Source organism: Aeromonas sp. S5(2024) (assembly GCF_041403025.1).
Lineage (GTDB): Bacteria > Pseudomonadota > Gammaproteobacteria > Enterobacterales > Aeromonadaceae > Aeromonas > Aeromonas hydrophila.
This window is the reverse complement of record NZ_JBGLRI010000001.1, coordinates 573,512-594,454: the sequence shown is the minus strand read 5'-3', so window position 1 is coordinate 594,454 and position 20,943 is coordinate 573,512. Positions and strand designations below refer to the sequence as shown.

The following is a 20,943-nucleotide window of genomic DNA, read 5'->3' as shown; positions in this document are numbered from 1 at the left end:
CTCTCGCGGCAACAGAAAGCCCCGGCTTGCCCGCTTCCTGCCGCCTTGCCTGACCCTGCGCCCTGGCCAAACCGGCCCGCGCGCAGGGAGCCGTGCGCGCTGACACAGCTGCGCCCCGTTTGCCGCCTCGTGGTGATGCCCTGCCCGCGCACACCACCACACTGGCGGCCTGACAGAAGAGAAGAGATATCATGTCATCCACCCCCGTTACCCGGTCTGCCAACGCACAGCCGTGCCTGTCGCCCCTTCGCCTCCCGCGCGCCGGAGGCTTGTCATGAACAAGACGTTGTTGATGTCCGCCCTGCTGCTGGCCCTCGGCGCCGGTGGCGGCTACTGGGCCGCCAAACAGACCAGTGCTGGCCCCACTGCCAAGGAGAAGACGCCGCTCTACTGGGTCAACCCCATGGATCCGCGCGACAAGCGCGATGGCCCCGCCAAGGACAACATGGGGATGGACTTTATCCCCATCTATGAGGAAAAACAGGGCGGCTCACCCGGCACCGTCACCATCAGCCCCGAGATCCAACAGAACCTGGGGGTGCGGCTCGCCAAGGTGGAGAAACTGCCCATCCACCAGCAGATCGAGACGGTGGGCTACGTCGGCTATGACGAGGACCGGCTGGAGGCGGTCAACGCCCGCATGGCGGGCTGGATCCGCACCCTCGCCATCAAGAGCGAGGGGCAGCAGGTGAGCAAAGGCAGCCTGATTTACGAGCTCTACGCCCCGGATCTGGTCAACGCCCAGCACGAGTATCTGCTCGCTCTCAACACCGCCAACCCCCTGCTGCTGCGCGCCGCCGAGGGCAAGCTCAAGTCCCTGCAGGTGCCGGCTGATCAGATTGCGGCCCTCAAGCGCAGCCGCCAGGTGCAGGAGACGGTGCGCATCTATGCCCCCAGCAGCGGTTATGTCTCCGAGCTGAAGGTGCGCGAGGGCCAGTATGTGGAGCCCGCCGCGGCGCTGTTCAACATCAGCACCCTACAGCAGGTGTGGGTGAGCGCCGAGGTGTTCGAGCGCCAGGCGGCCCAGCTGAAGGTGGGCGATCCGGTCACCATGACCCTGGACTACGCCCCCGGCCGCCACTGGCAGGGTCGGGTCGATTACCTCTACCCGACCCTGGATGCCGCCACCCGCACCCTCAAGGTGCGGCTGCGCTTTGCCAATCCGGACGAGTTCCTGAAACCCAACATGTTCGCCAAGGTGAGCATTCGCACCGGGCAGGGCGAACCCCGGCTGGTGGTACCGAGTGAAGCGGTGATCCGCACCGGCAGCCAGGACAGGCTGGTGCTGGCGCTGGGGGATGGCAGCTTCAAGTCGGTGGCCGTCACCCTGGGCCCCCAGTTTGGCGACAAGGTTGCCATCAAGGCAGGAGTTGAAGCGGGGGACAGCATCGTCAGCTCGGCCCAGTTTCTGCTCGACTCCGAATCGGCCATCGATTCGGACTTCCAGCGCATGACGGCGGTGCGCCCTGCCCAGGTGTGGACCCAGGGCGAGGTTGAAAGCATCGATCTGGCCAACCGCACCCTGATGGTCTCCCACCAGCCCATCCCCGAGTGGCAGTGGCCCGCCATGGAGATGGAGTTCACCGTGGCCGAAGGGGTCGATATGAGCAAGCTCACCGAAGGGCAGCCCCTGCATCTGCAGGTGATGCAGGAGGGGGATGAGTACCGCATCACCACCATCCATCAGCAGCAAGCACCAGCAAGCGGCGACACCGCCAAGCCTGCAGCGGATGAGATGGAGAAGATGGAAGGCATGGACCATAGCCAGCATCAGATGGCGATGCCCGAGATGGAGAAGAAGTCATGACCCCCTCCATCATTCGCGGCTTTGCCAACAACCGCTCTTTACTCTCTGCGCCCCATGAGAAAGGAGTCCAATCATGATTCCTGCCATCATTCGCTGGTCCGTCGGCAACCGCTTTCTGGTGCTGCTGCTCACTGTCATGCTCACCGCCTGGGGGCTCTGGTCAGTCAAACAGACCCCGGTGGACGCCCTGCCGGATCTCTCCGACGTGCAGGTGATCATCAAGACGGCCTATCCGGGCCAGGCGCCTCAGGTGGTGGAGGATCAGGTCACCTATCCGCTCACCACCGCCATGCTGGCGGTGCCGGGGGCAACCACGGTGCGCGGCTACTCCTTCTTCGGCGACTCCTTCGTCTATGTGCTGTTTGACGACAACACCGACCTCTACTGGGCCCGCGCCCGGGTGCTGGAGTACCTAAGCCAGGTCGCCCCCAACCTGCCCGCCTCCGCCCGTCCCCAGCTCGGCCCCGATGCCACCGGGGTGGGCTGGGTCTATCAGTACGCGCTGGTGGACAGAACCGGCAAGCATGACCTCAGCCAGCTCACCTCGCTGCAGAACTGGTTCCTCAAGTACGAGCTGCAGACGGTGGACGGGGTCTCCGAGGTCGCCACCGTCGGCGGCATGGTGCGCCAGTATCAGGTGCGGGTCGACCCGGACAAGCTGCGCGCCTACGGCATCCCGCTCTCCCTTATCGAGACCGCCATCAAGCAGGGCAATCAGGAGACCGGCGCCTCCGTCATCGAGATGGCGGAAGCGGAGTACATGGTGCGCTCCAATGGCTACCTCAAGAGCGTCGAGGATCTGAAGCAGATCCCGCTCGGTACCACTGTGCGCGGCGCCCCGCTGCTGCTGGGCGACGTGGCGGATGTGGTCACCGGGCCCCAGAGCCGGCGCGGCCTGGCCGAGCTCAACGGTGAAGGGGAAGTGGTGGGCGGCATCATCGTCATGCGTTACGGCGAGAATGCCCAGCACACCATCGACGGGGTCAAGGCGCGGCTCGCCCAGCTGAAAAGCAGCCTGCCGGAGGGGGTCGAGGTCGTCACCGTCTACGATCGTTCCGACCTTATCCAGCGCGCCATCGACAACCTCTCCAGCAAGCTGGTGGAGGAGTTCGCGGTGGTGGTGCTGGTCTGCCTCGCCTTCCTGTTCCACCTGCGCTCATCCCTGGTGGTGGTCATCTCCCTCCCTATTGCGATTTTGACCGCCTTTATCGTGATGCACCTGCAGGGGATCAACGCCAACATCATGTCGCTGGGCGGTATCGCCATCGCCATCGGCGCCATGGTGGATGGCGCCATCGTGATGATCGAGAACGTCCACAAGCACATGGAGCGGGAGGCGCTCACCGACAAGAACCGCTGGCGCATCATCACCGAGGCGAGCATAGAGGTCGGGCCCGCCATCTTCTTCTCCCTGCTCATCATCACCATCAGCTTCCTGCCGGTGTTCGCGCTGGAGGCGCAGGAGGGGCGGATGTTCCACCCCCTCGCCTACACCAAAACCTACGCCATGGCGGCCGCGGCCGGGCTCGCCATCACGCTGGTGCCGGTGATCATGGGCTACTTCATCCGTGGCAAGGTGCTGGCGGAGCAGGCCAATCCGCTCAACCGCTGGTTGAGTCAGGGCTATGTGCCTTTGCTCAAGGCCGTGCTGGCTCGTCCGAAAACTACCCTGGCCATCGCCGCCCTGGTGACGGTGGCGGGCTTCTGGCCGCTCAAGTACCTGGGCTCCGAGTTCATTCCGCCGCTGGACGAGGGGGACATCATGTACATGCCCACCACCGCGGCCAATATCTCGGTGGGCAAGGCGCGGGAGATTTTGCAGCAGACCGACAAGCTCATTCGTACCGTGCCCGAGGTGCAGAACGTGTTCGGCAAGGCGGGGCGCGCCGAATCGGCCACCGACCCCGCCGATCTGGTGATGATGGAGACCAGCATCCAGCTCAAGCCACGCGACCAATGGCGCCCCGGCATGACCCCGGAGAAGCTGAAAGAAGAGCTGGATTCCCTTATCCGCTTCCCCGGTCTCACCAACGCCTGGGTGCCCCCCATCAAGACCCGCATCGACATGCTGGCCACCGGCATCAAGACCCCGGTCGGCATCAAGATTGCGGGGCCCGATCTCAAGGTGATCCAGCAGCTCGGCCAGCAGCTGGAACAAGTAGTCGGCAAGGTGGAGGGCGCCTCATCGGTCTACGCCGAGCGAGTGGCCGGTGGTCGCTATGTGAAGGTGGACATCGACCGGCTGAAAGCGGCCCGTTACGGCCTCAATATCGCCGACGTGCAGGCGGTGCTCGCCACCGCGGTGGGCGGCATGGAGGTGGGCCAGACCATCGAGGGGCGCGAGCGTTACCCCATCAACCTGCGCTATCCCCAGAGCTATCGCGATTCGGTGGCGAGCCTCGAGCTGCTGCCGCTGGTGACCCCGAGCGGTGCGCGCATCGCGCTGGCGGACGTGGCGCGGGTCTACATCAGCGACGAGGCCCCCATGCTGCGCAGTGAAAACGCGCGCCTCAACGGCTGGGTCTACATCGACATTCGTGGCCGCGACATCGGCTCCTTCGTCGATGAAGCCAAAGCACAAGTGGACAAACAGCTGGTGCTGCCGGCGGGCTACGCCCTCACCTGGTCCGGTCAGTTCGAATACATGGAGCGGGCCAAGGCGCGCCTCGCCTACGTGGTGCCGCTCACGGTCGCCATTATCGTGCTGCTGCTCTATCTGGCGTTTCGCCGCTTCCAGGAGGTGCTGCTCATTCTCACCACCCTGCCGCTGGCGGTGGTGGGCGGGATCTGGACCCTCTGGCTGCTCGACTTCAACCTCTCGGTGGCAGTAGGGGTGGGCTTTATCGCCCTGGCCGGGGTGGCGGTGGAGACCGGCGTCTTGATGCTGGTCTACCTCAACCACGCCTGGGATGACCTAGTGGCCTGCGGCAAGCCGGACCAGGCGGGCCTGCACCGGGCGGTGATCCACGGCGCCGCCCTGCGCCTGCGCCCCAAGATGATGACGGTAGTGACCATCATCGCCGGCCTGCTGCCCATCATGTGGAGCCACGGCACCGGCTCCGAGGTGATGCAGCGCATCGCCGCCCCCATGATCGGCGGCATGGTGAGCGCGCTGGTGCTGACCCTGCTGGTGCTGCCCGCCGCCTACTACCTGTGGCGCAGCCGGCACCTGGGCACGACCGAGCACCAACCCGCCGGCTAACCCGGTGGCAGCGCCCTTTTTGACAACCAAGAATCTGAATCAACGACGAGGAAACACCATGAACTACAAGACGCTGACCCTGACCCTGCTGCTTGGCCTTGCCACCCACACCAGCCTGCAGGCCGAGGAGATGATGAACCATGACGGCCATGACATGGGCCAGATGAGCCAGATGGAAGGCATGAACGAGATGGGCGAGATGGCGATGACCCAGGGGGTCATCAGCCGCATCGACGCGGCCAACGGCAAGGTCGGCATCAAGCACGAGGCGATCGACAACCTCAAGATGCCCGCCATGACCATGGTCTTTCGGGTGGCCGATCCGGCCCTGCTCCAGGATCTGAAGGTGGGGGATGCAGTGCGCTTTCACGCCGAGAACCCGGCCGGCAAGCTCACCGTGACCGCCATCCAGAAACAGTAAGCGGAGTCATTTCAATAAAAGACGGCGGGATCATCCCGCCGTTTTCTTTTACTGCGCTATCTACTGCACCATCCGCTACTGCTGCACCATCCGCCGAGCGGCCTCCTCAGCCGTTCGGATAAGCCTGAGCGATATTCGCCTGAGCTATCCCGAGCAACTGAACAGACATGTCCTGCAATACATAGAGGTCGCGGCGACGGGTCCAGGGTTGATCGGATTGCTCGTCATACCAGACGGGCAGTTCGATCCCCTCCGGGGCATGGCTCGCCACCTTGCGGCCACGGCAGGTGATGATGCAGCGTTTGACGTGGTCGCGGTGACCGATGACGGCCGCCGTGCCGAGGGCGGCGGCCTCTCCGCCGGCATAATCCCTGACGATGGCCTCCACCACCCCGTCCGTGCTGAGGTAGACCAGCTTGCCCTCATCATCCCAGTAAGGCTCGATGGAGATGACATCACGGGCCGGGATATCGGGATAGCGGGCCGAGTCGAGGAAGCGGGCGATCTCCCACTGCACATACATGGGCACCGGCTTTTGCCGATAGAGGGCCGCGCAGCAGGCGGCCAGCGCCTCGTTCATGGGGCCGGGCTCGGCCAGTTCATCCGGGTTGCCCGAGGCGTTGGGGCGGTTGCCGAAGGCAAAGGCGATGACGCAGTGGGCCTGGTCGATGGCGACCCGGGACGGGGTCATGTTGAAGCAGGCCTCCTCGATGAAGGGGGCCAGCTGGCGGGCCGTCTGCTCGTCGTGTAGCTCGGCGCTCAGCCGGTCGGTCAGGGTGGTGCGAAAATCCGCCGCACTCCCCTGGCTGTCATTGCTGCTGTTGCAGCCGGCGAGGGTAGCGACCAGGGGGGTACTCAACAGCCCCAGGGTGACTCTGCGTCTGTGCTTGTCCATAACGACTCCTTTGTTGATGTCCACGGCTGAAAATCAACCCGTTGGAGTCCATACCGTACGGAAAAAACAGGGGGATAAAAGTCAGAAAGGGAGGCAGAGGGGCGCAACGTGCAGCGCCTCACACTTCCAAGGCAATTCGCAAGCAAGCCCTTTTGATTCAATTGCTTGGCGTATCAAAAAAACAGGGCGCAGGGGGAAACCCGCCTGCGCCCCGTCACTGCCGCACCATCAACCGCGGATATGATCGATAAAGGCGTCGATCTGTTCGCGGCCGCAGGCCGGGTTCATGAAGACCGCCTTCTCCCCGGCGATGTAGGAGTACTTGCCGCGGGCGTCATAGTCGGAGTGAGCGATGGCCTCCACCCAGTTGGTGTAGAGCCCCACCTTGCCGCGCCCGGTAAACAGGCTGCGGTGGTAGTCGGTGTTGCGCTGCAAGCGCGCCTTGTAGGCCGCATCCGGGCTGCGCGCCAGCTCGAAGGCGAACTCGGCGTCGGGGTCCTGCACCCACTCGGGGTTGTAGATCTTGAAGCCAACGCTCGGCCCCTGGTTCTCCTGCGCCACCAGCTTGACGTTGCCGAGCTGGCTTAACCGGAAGCGGAAGTAGTTGGCGTTTTGCAGGCAGTGGGCCAGCACGGTGCGATACCCCTCCACCCCCAGGTAGTTGAGCGCCGCATAGGCACCGAACAGGCCGCTCGCCCCGCGGGAGCACTCGATGGTGGACTGCAGGTGGGTCTGGCCCTGAATGTCCCGCTCAAAATAGGAGAAGTTCTCCGGGTCATTCTCCATCGCTTTGAGGTCATCCTGCTCCTTGATCATCACCAGGCTGGAGGTGTAGGGCACATAGCCCCACTTCTGGAAGTCGACGGTGAAGGAGTCGGCGTATTTGAGCTCGGCAAAGCGGCTCACGTTGCGCTCGATCCCCGCCAGGGTGGCGCTGTTGATGGCGAGCGGGTTGGCAGCAAAGTCGTAGTCCAGGAAGAAGATCATCGACCAGCCGATGGCGGCGTCGACGTGGATGTGCGGCTTGACCGCCACCTCGAACCGCTCGCAGAGCCGATCCCGCAGCTCGACCACGGGTTTCACCTGGTCCACCCCGAAGGTATCGGTGGTGCCCATGGTGAGCATGATGGTGGGCACCACGTGTTTCAGAGCGAAGCAGGCAGTCAGGGTACGCTCCAGGTGGTCGAGATCGATGTCGTTGTTCTCGCCGACCTGAATGCGGATGGTCTTGTTCTCGATGTCGACCCCGAGCAGGGAGAGGTTGGTGATGTTGGAGTAGTGGCCCCCCTGGGAGTTGATGATGCGGTAATCCTGATAGTGACCGAGCCCCTTGTGCTTGGCCTCCGGCAGGCTCTTGCGGATACCGAGCAGGTAGCCGTAGAGGTTACAAAACGTCCCCCCCTGGGTGAAGATGCCGGTGGCGCGGGCCGGATCGTAACCTGCCAGCAGGGCTATCTGGCGCACCACCTTCTTCTCCAGCTCCTCGGCCACCCCGGCATACTCGGAGTAAACCAGGTTGGGGTTGGCCAGAATGCCCATCTGGGCGCCGTAGATGGCGGGATCCGCCGACATGGTGATGACGTTCTCGACGCTGGAGGGGTTCTCCCAGTCTTTGGACAGGGCGCCGGCAAACAGCAGCTCGGCCATGGGCTCGCCCGGGGTGCGCATGGTGGCTGGCACCGGCATGGTCTCGCACAAGTCGGCGAGGCGGGCACGGCCATCGGGCCAGGCATTGAGCCGCGCGTCCGGGGCCAGGCCACGGGCGCGAAACTCGTTGAGGGTGGCAAAACCGGGTTCACGAAAGACCGGCCAGAGATCGGGGTTGCGCGAGAAGAAGTTGGCTTTGACTGTGGCAAAACGACGTTTGAATTCGGGGTGGATGGCGTTGACGCCTTCATCTTTCAAATAGACCAAGTCACTCATTTTTATACCATTAGTACAGCAAATGTGCAGTCCTTATACCTCCGGGTCGCCGTTTGAAACAGCGACAATATCTAATGGCCTCCCCTACTTTTTGTCATGCATGAGGGCGGACGGCGGCTGGCAAAAAGGCGCCTTTCGGGCGCCTCTTTTGATTTTGTGATCCACCCGCCCCATCGGCGAGAAAAACGTCAGCGCAGCGCCGCCAGCAACCAGCGAGAGAGCTCCTCCAGCTCGGCCTCGCGAGCCGCAAACTCGCTGCGCCACTGGCGCAGCAGATCGTCGAGGGCATCGGCGCGGTAGGCCGTGCCGGGCAGCCGCGCGGCCAGCGCATCGAGCGGCGCCGGATCCAGGCTGTCGCTGAAGATCTGCGCCCGCCCGATCACCCCCTTCTCCACGTCGAAGTGCAGCTCCACCCCGCCCCAGCCGAAGCGCTCGTCCAGCTGATGGCTGAACGCAGGCGCATGGCCGAAGTTCCACTCCCAGCTGCGCTGGCGGGCGAAGGTGTCGGCAAAGCCCGGCAGATCGGGCATCTGCTCAGGGGAGATATGCTCGGGCTGCACCCGCTCGCCGTAATGGCTGAAGAAGGCCTCCTGCAGCGCCTCGCTCACCTGTTGGTGATCGATGCCCGGCAGCAGCTCGCAGAGGTTGGCCACCCGGCTGCGTACCGAGCTGATGCCCTTGGCCGCCAGCTTCTTGGGGTCGGGATTGAGGTAGTTGGCGAGCCGGCCGAGGTCGGCGTCCAGCAGCAGGGTGCCGTGGTGAAAGCCGCGATCATGGGTCTCCCGATAGGCCGAGCCAGACACCTTGCGCTCACCGTCCGGGGTCGCCACCAGCAGATCGTTGCGCCCGGAGGCAAAGGCCTCGACCCCGAGCCGCGTGAGCGCGTCCAGCACGATGGCGGTGGAGATGCTCTTGTCATACTCCGGCTTGCCAGCCATGAAGGTGAAGCAGCTGTTGCCAAGGTCGTGAAACACGGCGCCGCCGCCGCTGCTGCGCCTAGCCAGGGTCACCCCGTCCTCCTCCATGCGGCGGGTGTTGCACTCCTTCCAGGGATTCTGGGCCCGGCCGATCACCACGGTATTGGCGTTGCGCCACAGGAACAGCACCCGCTGGTTCGGATCCATCTGACGGAAGATGCACTCCTCCACCGCCAGGTTGAACAGGGGGTCGTGAGAGTCGGACAGCAACAGACGCAATCGGGACATGAGAAGGCCTCATCGGGATGGAAGAGTCGCTATCATAACACCGGGGTCGACAGGATCCGGCCCCCCTTCTGCCTGTTTCGGCTCGTTACTGACTGATAACGCAACAAATGAAAGATCGACACAATCTGACAGCAACATAAATGTATCCGTTGATACGGCGACACAGGCTGACGCATTGCGCTGAAAATTAAGTAATCACTCACTGATATTGAGGTAAACGGCTGGCAAATACGATTAAAATGCGACCGTTTTTATTGGTCATATGGCTCCGTAATTATTCGCATAATTGCCAAAAATACCGAGCAAGAAAGCCAAATGTGATGAGTGACACAGAAATCTTTTTTTCTGTTACGCATCCCCCATTCCAGCGCCCTTTCGCCCCCTTGCGGGCAACAAGGAATTGTTTGACTCTAGGACTGACCCCCGTCTCCCGAGAGGAATGAGTATGAGTGTCGTAAATTCCTCCCTTCATCGCCTGCTCCGGTATCTCCCCATGCTTGGTTCAGCGATGTTTTGCACCCTTTTCTCCCTGCCATCCAAGGCGGTGGACAAGATAGTGGTGCAACTGCCCTGGCAACATCAGTTCCAGTTTGCCGGTTATTACGCTGCCCAGGCCAGAGGCTTCTATCGAGATGCCGGGCTGGATGTCACCTTGCGACCCGCCGTCACCGGCACCAATGTGGTCAACGAGGTGATGTCGGGCAATGCCCAGTACGGGGTCAGCGGCAGCGATCTGCTGCTGGCGCGCGCCAGTGGCCAGCAGGTCGTGGTGCTGGCCTCCATGCTGCAGCATTCCCCGCTGGTGCTGCTCACCCTGGAGCGGCCCGACATTCGCCAACCGGCGGATCTGGCGGGCAAACGGCTGATGCTGGAGCCCGGCTCCCAGGAGCTGCAGATCTACCTCAATCGCCATGCCCCGCCGGGCAGTTGGAGCAAGCTGCCTTATGAACAGGGGCTGAAGGCGTTGCTCGCCGGCCAGGTGGACGCCATCAGCGCCTACAGCACCACTGAGCCCTTCTATCTGGCCCGGATGGGGATCCCCTACCGAGTGTTCTCCCCCCGCAGCATCGACTTCGATTTCTACGGTGACAACCTGTTCACCTCGGAGCGCGAGCTGAACAACCGGCCGGAGCGGGTCTACGCCTTTCAGCAGGCGAGCCTCAAGGGGTGGCGCTATGCCATGGAAAACCCGGCCGAGATGATCAACTGGATCATGGAGCAGTACCCGAGCGGTTATGGCCGCGAGCAGCTGGAGTTCGAAGCCAGTGCCACCCGGGAGCTGATGCAGCCAGATCTGGTCGAGCCCGGCTACATGCAGCCGGAGCGCTGGCAGCAGATCGCCAGAAGCTACCTCGAGGCCGGCCTGCTCTCGGCCCTGCCCGATCTGGAACACTTTCTCTACAACCCAGATCGGGAGCGGATCCGCCAGCAGCGCCAACTGCTCGACAAGAGCGTGGCGGTGGCCATGCTGGTGACCTTCTCCCTGCTGACCCTGCTCGGCATCTTCTGCTACCTCTACCTGCGCCTGCGCCAGGAGGCGCGCGACCGCCAGCGGCTCACCCGCGAGCTGGCCCAAAGCGAGCAGCACTACCGCTTCGTGGCGGAGAACAGCGCCGACGTCATCTGGACCATGGACACCGCCACCCTGCGCTTTCGCTACGTCAGCCCGGCCATTCTGCCGCTCAGCGGTTACGAGGCGATCGACGTGCTGACCCTCCCCATCAGGCAGCTTATTCCGGAGACATCCAGAAAGCAGCTGCGCGCCGAGCTGAGCGGTTCCCTCGCCGCCTGGCAACGCGGCGACCACGAGCAGACCCGCTGCGTCATTCGTACCCAGCTGCGTCACAAAGAGGGACATCTGGTGGCCACCGAAACGGTCACCACCCTGCATGGCAACGAGCAGGGGGAACCGGAGGCGATTCTGGGGGTGACCCGTGACATCACGGAGCGGGCCGCCCGCGAGGAGATGATGCGCCGGCTCGCCTTCTACGATCCCCTCACCAACCTGCCCAACCGCCGGCTGCTGCAGCTGCGGTTGAAAGAGGCCATGGAGGGCGAAGCGCAGCTGGCCCTGCTATTCATCGATCTCGACCACTTCAAGCCGATCAACGACACCTTCGGCCACGAGACCGGTGACGTGCTGCTCAACATGGTGGCGGAACGGATGCGCCACTGCGTGCGGGAGCGGGATCTGGTGGCACGGCTGGGAGGGGACGAATTCGTGATCCTGCTGCCCGACACCGGGGACGAGGCGCTGGCGGTGGCCGACCATCTGCACCAGAGCCTGCGCCATCCGTTTCGCATCGACGAGGAGCAGGAGCTGCGCATCTCCAGCAGCATAGGGGTGGCGCTCTATCCGGAGCACGGCACCGACCCCAAGACCCTGATGCACCACGCCGACCAGGCCATGTATCAAGCCAAGGGCAGAGGGCGGGGCCGGGTCTGTCTGTTCACCGCCGGGCTGGATCCGGAGCAGGGCTCGCTGGTGTGGCAGAGCAGCCACGAATGCGGCCATCCCCGCATCGATGCCGAGCATCGTCAGCTGTTCGTGCTGACCAACCGGCTGCTGGAACACATGAAGGATCACCAGGAGCACCCGGCCCTGTTCCTAGAGTGCATGGAGAGCCTGTTCGACGTGGCCCGCCACCACTTCGCCTTTGAAGAGCAGATGCTGGCCGAACTCGGCTACCCGGAGCTGGCCAGTCACCAGCAAGACCACCAGCTGTTGCTGCAAAAAGCCAGCCAGCTGATGACCGCCGCCAGGGCGGGCACCCTGGGCAACGACGAGTTGCTCAACTTCATCATTCAGGAGCTGGTCGTCGGCCACATGAGCCAGGCCGACCGGCGCTACTTCCCGCTGATGAAAGGACGCTGACCCAGCGCCCCAGCCACCTGAACGTGTGAAACGAGAAGGGCCACCGAGGTGGCCCTTCTGTCATTGTGCGCCCGGCTCGGCTGCCGCGATCGCGACCCCAGGGCGCGACATCAGGCTGTAGTAGAGCAGCGGGATCACCACCAGGGTGAGCAAGGTGGAGACCAGGATCCCGAAAATCAGACTGATGGCCAGCCCGTTGAAGATGGGATCATCGAGGATAAACAGGGCCCCGATCATCGCCGCCAGCGCCGTCAGCAGGATGGGTTTGGCCCGCACCTGCGCCGCCGCCATCACTGCCTGCTCGAACGCCACTCCGGCGCTGCGCTGCTGCTCGATAAAGTCCACCAGCAGGATGCTGTTGCGCACGATGATCCCGGCCAGCGCAATCATCCCGATCATCGAGGTGGCGGTAAACTGGGCCCCCAGCAGGGCATGGCCCGGCATCACCCCGATGAGGGTAAGCGGAATGGGGGCCATGATGATGAGCGGCACCAGATAGGAGCGGAACTGGGCCACCACCAGCAGGTAGATGAGGATCATCCCCACCCCGTAGGCGATGCCCATGTCGTGGAAAGTCTCGTAGGTGATCTTCCACTCCCCGTCCCACAACAGCGCCACTTCTCCCAACTTGTCAGGCTGCTGCACGTAATATTGGGGCAGGTCGATATCGGCACCGGCGGCAAACATGCCGTAGAGCGGACTGTCGGTGTGGCCGCCCATGTCAGCCACCACCATCACCATGGGCTGCATGTTCTTGTGCATGATATAGCTGGGGGCCACCTCATCACGGCGACTCACCAGCTCGGAGACCCGGATGAGCTGGCCGCTCTGGCTGCGCACCTTGAGCGCCAGAATACCGGCCAGATCCCGCTTGTCGCCGGGAGCCAGTTCGATGCGGATCGGCACCGGATACTTGGCGCCGTGCCCTTGCAGCCAGCTGGCATCCTGATAACCCACGCCCCCGTTGAGGGTCGTCACCAGATCCCCGAGTTCGACCCCGAGCAAGGCCGCCTTGCTGCGATCCACCACCAGCCGCCACTTGGGTTGCGGGTCGGTCAGATAGATATCTACGTCCACCAGATCGGCCGTGGCCACAAAACGGGCCTGTACGGCGCGCGCAGCCGCTTCGCGAGCGGCCGGTGTCGGGCCATAGATTTCGGCAACGATGGGTGACCAGACCGGTGGGCCGGGGGGTACCTCCACCACTTTCAGGTTGCCCCCCACCGCGCTGGCGATGGCCTGCAGCGGCTCCCGAACCGACTGGGCAATCTGGTGGCTGCTGCGATGGCGCTCATGCTTGTCCACCAGATTGACCTGAATATCCCCCACGTTGGCACCGCTGCGGATAAAGTAGTGACGCACCAGCCCGTTGAAGTTGATGGGGGCCGCGGTACCGGCGTAGATCTGGTAATCCTTCACCTCGGGCACCTTGGCAAGCTCCCGCCCGACCGCCAGCAGGGTGCACTCGGTCTGTTCCAGGGTCGCCCCCTCCGGCATGTCGAGCACCAGCTGGAATTCCGACTTGTTGTCGAAGGGGAGCATCTTGAGCACTACCCACTGCACCATGGGCATGGCGGCGGCCGCCCCAACCAGCAGCAGGATGGCCAGCCAGAGCTTGTGTCTCGCTCTCCTGGCGCCAGCGCCAATCAGGAAAGGGCTCATCAGCCGGTGAAAGAGGCCGGCCTTGACCTCGCCGTGGGCACCGTGCACCTCCCCCTTGAGCAAATGGCTCGCCAGCCAGGGGGAGAAGATAAAGGCCACCAGCAGGGAGATGAGCATCCCCATGCTGGCATTGATGGGGATGGGGCTCATGTAAGGGCCCATCAGGCCGCTGACAAAGGCCATCGGCAGCAGGGCCGCGATCACGGTCAGGGTCGCCAGTATGGTCGGCCCGCCCACCTCGTCCACCGCCCCCGGAATCAGATCCTTGAGGGAACCCTTGCCCAGGCCACGATGGCGGTGGATGTTCTCCACCACCACGATGGCATCATCCACCAAGATGCCGATGGAGAAGATCAGCGCAAACAGCGACACCCGGTTGAGGGTAAAGCCCCAGGCCCAGCTGGCAAACAGGGTCAGCGCCAGGGTGATGACAATGGCGACCCCCACCACCAGCGCCTCGCGCCAGCCCATGCTCACCAGCACCAGCAGCACCACCGCCGTGGTTGCAAAAATCAGCTTGCCGATGAGGGTATTGGATTTGGTCTCGGCGGTGACGCCGTAGTCACGGGTCACCGTCACCTCGACGCCAGCAGGGATGAGTCGATTCTTGAGGCTCTCGACCCGTGCCTCCACCCGCTTGGCCACCTCGACCGCGTTCTGGCCCGGCTGCTTGCCGATGGCCAGGGTCACCGCCGGATAGCTGCGATCCCCCAGCCCCATCCAGCTGCGCTGCACCGGGGTCTCCTCCCCGAGCGACACGCTCGCCACATCACCGAGATAGACCGGCTTGTCGCCCTGCAGCCCCACCACCAGCTCGCGGGCCTCCTGCTCGCTTTGCAGGAACTGCCCCACCTGCACCTTGATCTCCCGGTTGTCTTGCTCGATAGCCTGTGTCGTTCCCACCTGATTGGCGGCGGCAAGCCGCTGGTTCAGCTCGCCCCAGCTGATGCCATGGGCGCTGAGGGCCGCCGGATCCGGCATCACCCGCAGCACAGAACGTTGGCCCCCCAGGCTGTAGATATCGCGGGTGCCGGGCAGCCGCTTGAGTTCGGTCTCCAGTTCGTGGGCGACCCGGGTCAGCTCAGCGGCGCCCAGTTGCTTGCTCCACTCTTTGCTCCATAAGGTGAGACTGACGATGGGGACATCGTCGATCCCTCTCGGTTTTACCAGTGGCTGACCGACTCCGATCCCCTGTGGCAACCAGTCGCGGTTGGAGTCGAGCTGGTTGTTGAGATCGACGATGGCCTGCTCGCGGCTCACCCCTACCTTGAACACCACCACCAGCAGGGCACCATCGGGGCGAGAGAAGGAGTAGAGGGTATCGACCCCCTTGATTTGGGAGACCACCTGCTCGGCAGGGGTAGTGACGAGAGACTCCACCTCTGCCGGCGTGGCGCCCGGGAAGGGGATATAGACATCGGCGAAGGTGACATCGATCTGCGGCTCCTCCTCCTTGGGGGTCACCAGCACCGCAAACAGACCGAGCAGCAGCCCCACCAGCGCCAGCAGCGGGGTGATGGCCGAGCCCTGAAACAGCGCCGCCAGCCGACCGGCAAGTCCCAGCCTCTCCTTGTTGCCGTTCAGCTCGCTACTCATGGGCCACCGCCTGCTGGCGCGCCCAGCCATCCGCCGCTACCTGATCGCCACTCTGGACGCCCGCCAGAATGTCGCACTGCGACCCCTGACAGTGACCCACCCGCACCGGCGTCAGCGCCCAGCCATCCCCCTGTTTGAGGTAGAGACCGCTGAACTCCCCCTGCCTGAGCAGGGCCTGCTCCGGCACCTGCAACAGCTGACGTTCCCCCTGCTTGAGCTGCACCTTGAGCCACATGCCGGGCAGCACCCCCGCGGTTTGCGGCGGCAGGTCGAGGCGCAGCCTGAAGGCGTGGCTCTGGCTGTCGGCATAGTTGAAGCGAGTCAGTTTGAGGGGCGTAACGGTCCTGCCATCCGGCAACAGCACCTGCACATCAGCAGGTGACCGAGCAAGCGTCAGGGCGGATTGGGGCAACTCCACCTCCACCCGCAGTGTGTCTAGAGAGAAGCCGGAGAGCAGCGGGGTACCGGGTGCCACCGTCTCCCCCAACTCCACCAGCCGCTTGGTCACCACCCCGGCGTAGGGAGCCAGAATGCGGGTATAGCCGTAGGCCTCGCGGGCCTGAGTAAGGGCTGCGTCGGCGGCGTTTACCTCGGCGCGGGCGGCCCGGTCAGTCGCCTGGGCACTGTCGAGCTGGGCGCGGGTGATCACCCCCTTGGCGATCAGCGCCTGAAAGCGGGCAAGCTGGCGCTCAGCCTCCACCTGTTGGGCCTGCGCCCGCGCCAGTCGCGCCTGGGCACCCGTGACGGCGGCAAACTGCTCCTTGCCGCTGATCTCCAGCAGCGGTTGCCCCGCCTGCACCTGATCGTTCACATCCACCAGCATGCGGGAGACCCGGCCGCTGGTCTGGGCCGCCACCGTCCCCTGATTGATGGCACTGACGGTGCCATCCAGGGTGAGCCAGTCGGTCACCTGAAGAGGGGCAAGGGTCAGGGTTGCATCACCATTCACCTCGGCAGACGATGTTATCGGAGAGACAAGAGCGGAGACCACGGCCAGCATGGTGGCCCCCAGCACGCGGATCTGTTCCATGATAATTCCTCCTTCCCCGACACCAGGGGCAATCCATTCAGGCCGAGTGGGGGTGGCAGCGCTTCTCCCGCACCTTCACCCAAACCCGATCAACAAGCAAAATCCCGGCCACCATGGCGGCGACAAACAACAGTACCATGGGCTGGCCGCTGGAAATGAGACTCAAGCCTGGCCCTGGGCAGATCCCCGCCAACCCCCAGCCAATACCGAACAGGGCAGAGCCCCCGATGAGGCGGCGATCCAGTTTGGGGGGCGGTACGCTGGCCATGGGTTCCCCCAGCAGGCTGCGCTTGAGCGGTTTGACCAGCAGGAAGTAACCCGGCATGAACGCCAGCAGTGCCCCGCCCATCACGAACGCCAGGCTGGGATCCCAGTGACCCGCCAGGTCGAGAAACCCGATGACCCGGGCCGGATCTATCATGCCAGAGATGGCAAGACCCAGACCAAACAGCAGACCCGCAAGCAAACTTGTCAACAATGCCATGATGATCAACCTGTTATAAAACGTGGTGGGTGAGAAAGACGGTGATGAAGCCGGCCGCCATGAAGGTGAGAGTGGCGACGATGGAGCGCAGGGAGAGCCGCCCCATGCCGCAGATGCCGTGGCCGCTGGTGCAGCCATTGCCAAGGCGGGTGCCGATGCCGACCAGCAGGCCGGCCAGCAGCACCAGCGGCCAGCCTGGCAGGGTGCTGAATGCGGGCATGCTGGCCCAACCCAGGCTCAGCGCCAGCCAGGCCCCCGCCCCCAGTCCCAGCAAGAAGAGCAGCCGCCAGGGCGCCCTGTGTTGCAGCGCACCGGCCAGAATACCGCTGATCCCGGCCACCCGGCCGTTGAACAGCATCAGAATGAGGGCCGCGAGTCCCACCAGCATGCCGCCGCCCAGAGAGAGCAGCCATTGGCTTTCCATCATCGAGATTCCTTATTTTCTGAGTGACAAAAATGGGTTTGCAGCGCCGCCAGCACATCGACGGCCGCCTCGCTCACCAGCGAGTAGTAGATCTGCTGGGAGACCTTGCGCGAGCGGATAAGGCCCTGGCGCTTCAATACCGACAGTTGCTGGGAGAAGGCCGACTGGCCGAGCTGGCTGTGAGCCAGCAACTCCCCGACCCCCTTCTCCCCCTCCACCAGCTGGCAGAGCACCAGCAACCGCTCGGGATGAGCCAGCGCCTTGAGCAGGGAGGCGGCGGCTGTCGCGTGTCTGTTCATCTCGTCGAATTGGCTCATGGGAGTAAATTAGCAATTGCTGATATTTGGTTCTATTGTATAAAGCGACACTAAATTAGCAATATCTAAATTAACTGAGGAGAAGGTCATGACGGTAGATAACGGAGTCAGAGTCGTCGCGGGCTGCATGTTGCTGCTCTCGCTGATCCTTACCACCTGGGTTCATCCGGGCTTTGTCTGGCTGAGCGTCTTTGTCGGGGCCAATCTGATCCAGAGTGCCTTCACCGGTTTCTGTCCGGCCGCGATGCTCCTTAAGCGGCTGGGGCTGAAATAGCGTGACGGATAACGATGGTCAGAGCAGAAGGTGGAACGAGGGCGGTGAGGGGTGCTCACCGCGCTTTCAGCGTCCTGACGGTAGCCAGCCGGCCCCGATTATTGACAAATTTGTATCTAAATGTTGCTGAAAGGGTGATGAGGCTTTACCTCACCGCTCTGGATGAGTACCATCAGGCCGTCAATCAACAGCGGAGACCATCAGTGGGCAACTCATCAAGTGACAGTTGTAGACCGACCCTCGTCGTCGGTACCCGGGTCGCGAGCTAGCCGCAGGTCTTCCTCTGCCGCATGCTCGCAGCCCTGCGAGAAGCGGAAATCCACTCCCCTCTTCTCTTTTTTACACTTGACGTCAGGTGACCTGGCTTTGCCATGACACCTTGCCTGCATAGTTTCTGCTTCCCACAAGGAGGCTGCTATGCGTTTTGTTTCAACTCTGTCCGTATCCAACCGGACTCACCCTCTGCTGAGCAGACTGGGCCGCGGCTTGCTGCCGCTCTGGCTGCGCGGCAAACGGCGCCAGCACCACTACCGGCTGCAGATCCGTTGCGAGGATCGGGCCGACATGGAGCAGGTGCTGGATCTGGTGAACCACACCCTGCAGCCGGCGGGCCTGCAACCCCTGCAGTCCCTGCGACCCGGTCGCAGCGGCGGGCGGGAGCTGGTGCTCAACCTGCACTGCACCCCGCCCCAGCGTCGCTATCTGGTGCAGTTCGTGCATCAGGTGGGGGTACATCACCCGGTTCGCTGGGAGCTGCATCCCCGCCGCGACCCCGAACTCGTGCTCAATTGATCGTGCACGACTGATATCCGGGGCCAGCCATGCTGGCCCCTTTCAATCCGTTTCACCGCCCTGCCCGCCATCCTGGATGGACGGGCCGGGCGCCTCGTGCGTGTTTCTCGTCAACTCATGGCCTGCACGCACGGGGCCGTTGGCGGGGGGACCGTCCCCTCGCCCGCCTTCAGAAAGGCCATCTGCAACAGAAGGAGTACGCCATGAGAATGTGGCAGCAATTCGACATGATCTCTCTGCTCGACACCCTGGCCAGCCTGCTGCTGGCCTTCGTGCTGGGCAGCCTGGTAGGGCTGGAGCGCCAGTACCGCCAGCGTACCGCGGGCCTGCGCACCAACGTGCTGGTGGCGGTGGGCGCGGCCCTGTTCGTCAACCTGGCCCAGCGCATCTATGACCTGCACGGCGGCACCTATGGTGTGGTGCACGTGGTGGCCTACATCGTCTCCGGTATCGGCTTTCTCGGCGCCGGCGTCATCATGCGTGAATCCGGCAACATCCGCGGCATCAACACCGCAGCCACCCTGTGGGGCGTGGCGGCGGTTGGCGCCGCCAGCGGGGCCGGGCTGGCCATGGAGGCGATCCTCGGCGCCCTGTTCGTGCTGGCCGCCAACACCCTGCTGCGCCCGCTGGTCAACCAGATCAACCGCCGTCCGGTGGACAACACCGACACCGAGGTGACCTACCGGGTGACCGCCCTCACCCAGCGCGAGTACCAGAAGGAGGTGCTGCACTGGCTGGAAGAGATGCTGGAGCAGGCCAACTACCCGTTGAGCGAGCTCGACATCGAGCCCTTCGGCGAGCGGGATCTGGAAATTTCGGCGGTGCTGCTGGCCACCTCCATCGATGGCGACGAGCTCGACGCCCTGATGGTGAAGCTCGGCATCCACCCCCACATCAAGCAGGTGTTCTGGCGCGCCAGTACCACCGACTGACACCAGACTCCGCCATTGAAAAAGCAAAAGTCCCGCCACTGCCGGCGGGGCTTTTGCTTTTCAGGATGCGGGGAGCTCAGGCGACCCGGGCAGCCCGCTGACTGCGCCAGCGAATGCGCGGATTGATCACCTGGGCGGTCTGGGGCGGCGGGTTGCCCGCAATAAGCTTTTGCATCAGCTCGAAGGTCGCCCGGGCCAGGGCCGGGCAATCCTGGGCCACCGAGTCGATGCGCATGGGGATGCAGTCGAGCAGGTCGTGATCGTCGAAGGTACACAGCCGCATGCCCGTCTCCATCAGCCCCGCCTCGTTGAGGTAGCGCAGCACCCCCTCCAGCAGGGTGAAGGAGGCAGTGAAGAGCCCCTTGGGGGGCGCGCCGAGCTCGGCCACCAGCTCGGCCATCAACTGATAGCCCGAGCTTGGCTGGTAGTCGCGGTGGCGCACCCGGGCCGGGTCCGCCTCCAGCCCGGCGCGGTGCAGCCCCAGCTCATAGCCTGCCAGCCGGTGACGGCTGGGGGAGAGATCCAGCAGGCCGCCGAAGTAGTAAATCTCCTCGCCGCACTGGCCGGCCATCTCCTGCACCAGCTCCGCGGTGGCCTTGCAGGCATCGGAGATCACCATGGGCAGGCGTGACTCGCCGATGTGACGGTCGAGCTGCACCACCGGCAGCCGGTCGTGAATGCGGGCATAGATATCGTCGCTGTGGCCGCTGGAGGCGACGATGAGACCATCCACCTGGCGGCTGATGAGGTTGTCCACCACCCGCTGCTCCAGGGTGGGATCATCCTCGGAGCAGGCGATGAGCAGCTGGATCCCCGCCTCCCGGCAGTGGGCCTCGAGGGCGCGGGCTATGCTGGCAAAGCCGAAGTTGGTGAGGTCGGGGATCACCAGCCCCCAGGTGTAACTGCGGGTCTCGCGCAAGGCGCGGGCATGAAAGCTCGGCTGGTAGTGGCACTCGTCCGCCACCGCCTGGATCCGCTTGCGGGTGTCATCGGCGATGCGGTACTCCGCACTCTTGCCGTTGAGCACCAGACTGGCGGTCGCCTTGGACACCCCCGCCAACTCGGCTATCTGGGCAATCGTGATCCGTTTCTTCTTCTCCACCT

16 protein-coding genes are annotated in these 20,943 nt (G+C 63.8%); 7 read left to right on the top strand and 9 right to left on the bottom strand.

Annotated features, from left to right (window positions below; all coding sequences use genetic code 11):
* Positions 1-274 precede the first annotated feature (274 nt).
* The 3 genes from ACB032_RS02690 (at position 275) to ACB032_RS02680 (ending at position 5,430) form a co-directional block, all read left to right on the top strand.
* Positions 275-1,807 carry an efflux RND transporter periplasmic adaptor subunit gene (locus tag ACB032_RS02690; RefSeq protein ID WP_371137291.1) on the top strand — a complete coding sequence of 511 codons (1,533 nt, stop codon included), beginning with the start codon at positions 275-277 and terminating at the stop codon, positions 1,805-1,807.
* 73 nt (positions 1,808-1,880) lie between these two features.
* Complete coding sequence (locus ACB032_RS02685; RefSeq protein ID WP_371137290.1) at positions 1,881-5,009, top strand: efflux RND transporter permease subunit; 3,129 nt, start codon at positions 1,881-1,883, stop codon at positions 5,007-5,009.
* Between the two features lie 58 nt (positions 5,010-5,067).
* Positions 5,068-5,430: a copper-binding protein gene (locus ACB032_RS02680; protein ID WP_371137289.1), complete on the top strand. Its 363-nt coding sequence runs from the start codon at positions 5,068-5,070 to the stop codon at positions 5,428-5,430.
* Between the two features lie 106 nt (positions 5,431-5,536).
* Here the strand turns inward: ACB032_RS02680 and ACB032_RS02675 are convergent, their stop codons facing one another.
* From ACB032_RS02675 to ACB032_RS02665, 3 genes are all read right to left on the bottom strand, one after another.
* Positions 5,537-6,325: a hypothetical protein gene (locus ACB032_RS02675; protein WP_371137288.1), complete on the bottom strand. Its 789-nt coding sequence runs from the start codon at positions 6,323-6,325 to the stop codon at positions 5,537-5,539.
* A gap of 228 nt (positions 6,326-6,553) precedes the next feature.
* Positions 6,554-8,248 (bottom strand): aspartate aminotransferase family protein, encoded by a 1,695-nt coding sequence (locus tag ACB032_RS02670; RefSeq protein WP_371137287.1) that lies wholly within the window; start codon positions 8,246-8,248, stop codon positions 6,554-6,556.
* A gap of 188 nt (positions 8,249-8,436) precedes the next feature.
* On the bottom strand, positions 8,437-9,453 hold the full coding sequence (locus ACB032_RS02665; RefSeq protein ID WP_241417555.1) for a lipoate--protein ligase A: 1,017 nt from the start codon (positions 9,451-9,453) through the stop codon (positions 8,437-8,439).
* Positions 9,454-9,898: 445 nt separating this feature from the next.
* Between ACB032_RS02665 and ACB032_RS02660 the strand changes: the two genes are divergently transcribed.
* The gene (locus tag ACB032_RS02660; RefSeq protein WP_371137286.1) at positions 9,899-12,328 is read left to right on the top strand and encodes a diguanylate cyclase domain-containing protein; all 2,430 of its coding nucleotides are present in this window, start codon (positions 9,899-9,901) and stop codon (positions 12,326-12,328) included.
* 60 nt (positions 12,329-12,388) lie between these two features.
* On the opposite strand, the gene ACB032_RS02655 is transcribed toward ACB032_RS02660, so the two are convergent.
* From ACB032_RS02655 to ACB032_RS02635, 5 genes are read right to left on the bottom strand one after another with little or no spacing between them, the layout of a single operon-like run.
* Complete coding sequence (locus ACB032_RS02655; RefSeq protein WP_371137285.1) at positions 12,389-15,586, bottom strand: efflux RND transporter permease subunit; 3,198 nt, start codon at positions 15,584-15,586, stop codon at positions 12,389-12,391.
* Positions 15,579-16,616 (bottom strand): efflux RND transporter periplasmic adaptor subunit, encoded by a 1,038-nt coding sequence (locus tag ACB032_RS02650; protein ID WP_371137284.1) that lies wholly within the window; start codon positions 16,614-16,616, stop codon positions 15,579-15,581. Before ACB032_RS02650 ends, ACB032_RS02655 begins: the two co-directional genes overlap by 8 nt.
* Positions 16,617-16,653: 37 nt before the next feature.
* Entirely contained in the window at positions 16,654-17,100 is a 447-nt protein-coding gene (locus tag ACB032_RS02645; RefSeq protein ID WP_371137283.1) for a DUF6691 family protein, read from the bottom strand.
* A 13-nt stretch (positions 17,101-17,113) separates the two neighbouring features.
* Positions 17,114-17,527, bottom strand: coding sequence for a YeeE/YedE family protein (locus tag ACB032_RS02640; RefSeq protein ID WP_162517969.1), 414 nt, complete (start codon positions 17,525-17,527; stop codon positions 17,114-17,116).
* Positions 17,524-17,841 carry a helix-turn-helix transcriptional regulator gene (locus tag ACB032_RS02635; RefSeq protein WP_011706771.1) on the bottom strand — a complete coding sequence of 106 codons (318 nt, stop codon included), beginning with the start codon at positions 17,839-17,841 and terminating at the stop codon, positions 17,524-17,526. Before ACB032_RS02635 ends, ACB032_RS02640 begins: the two co-directional genes overlap by 4 nt.
* Before the next feature lie 88 nt (positions 17,842-17,929).
* On the opposite strand from ACB032_RS02635, the gene ACB032_RS02630 reads away from it, so the two are divergent.
* The 3 genes from ACB032_RS02630 (at position 17,930) to ACB032_RS02620 (ending at position 19,839) form a co-directional block, all read left to right on the top strand.
* Entirely contained in the window at positions 17,930-18,115 is a 186-nt protein-coding gene (locus ACB032_RS02630) for a DUF2892 domain-containing protein (protein ID WP_270800354.1), read from the top strand.
* Positions 18,116-18,532: 417 nt separating this feature from the next.
* The gene (locus tag ACB032_RS02625; RefSeq protein WP_017410711.1) at positions 18,533-18,907 is read left to right on the top strand and encodes a hypothetical protein; all 375 of its coding nucleotides are present in this window, start codon (positions 18,533-18,535) and stop codon (positions 18,905-18,907) included.
* Positions 18,908-19,110: 203 nt separating this feature from the next.
* Positions 19,111-19,839: an MgtC/SapB family protein gene (locus ACB032_RS02620; RefSeq protein ID WP_024945078.1), complete on the top strand. Its 729-nt coding sequence runs from the start codon at positions 19,111-19,113 to the stop codon at positions 19,837-19,839.
* A 76-nt stretch (positions 19,840-19,915) separates the two neighbouring features.
* Here the strand turns inward: ACB032_RS02620 and ACB032_RS02615 are convergent, their stop codons facing one another.
* Complete coding sequence (locus ACB032_RS02615; protein ID WP_319898679.1) at positions 19,916-20,941, bottom strand: substrate-binding domain-containing protein; 1,026 nt, start codon at positions 20,939-20,941, stop codon at positions 19,916-19,918.
* Positions 20,942-20,943 lie beyond the last annotated feature (2 nt).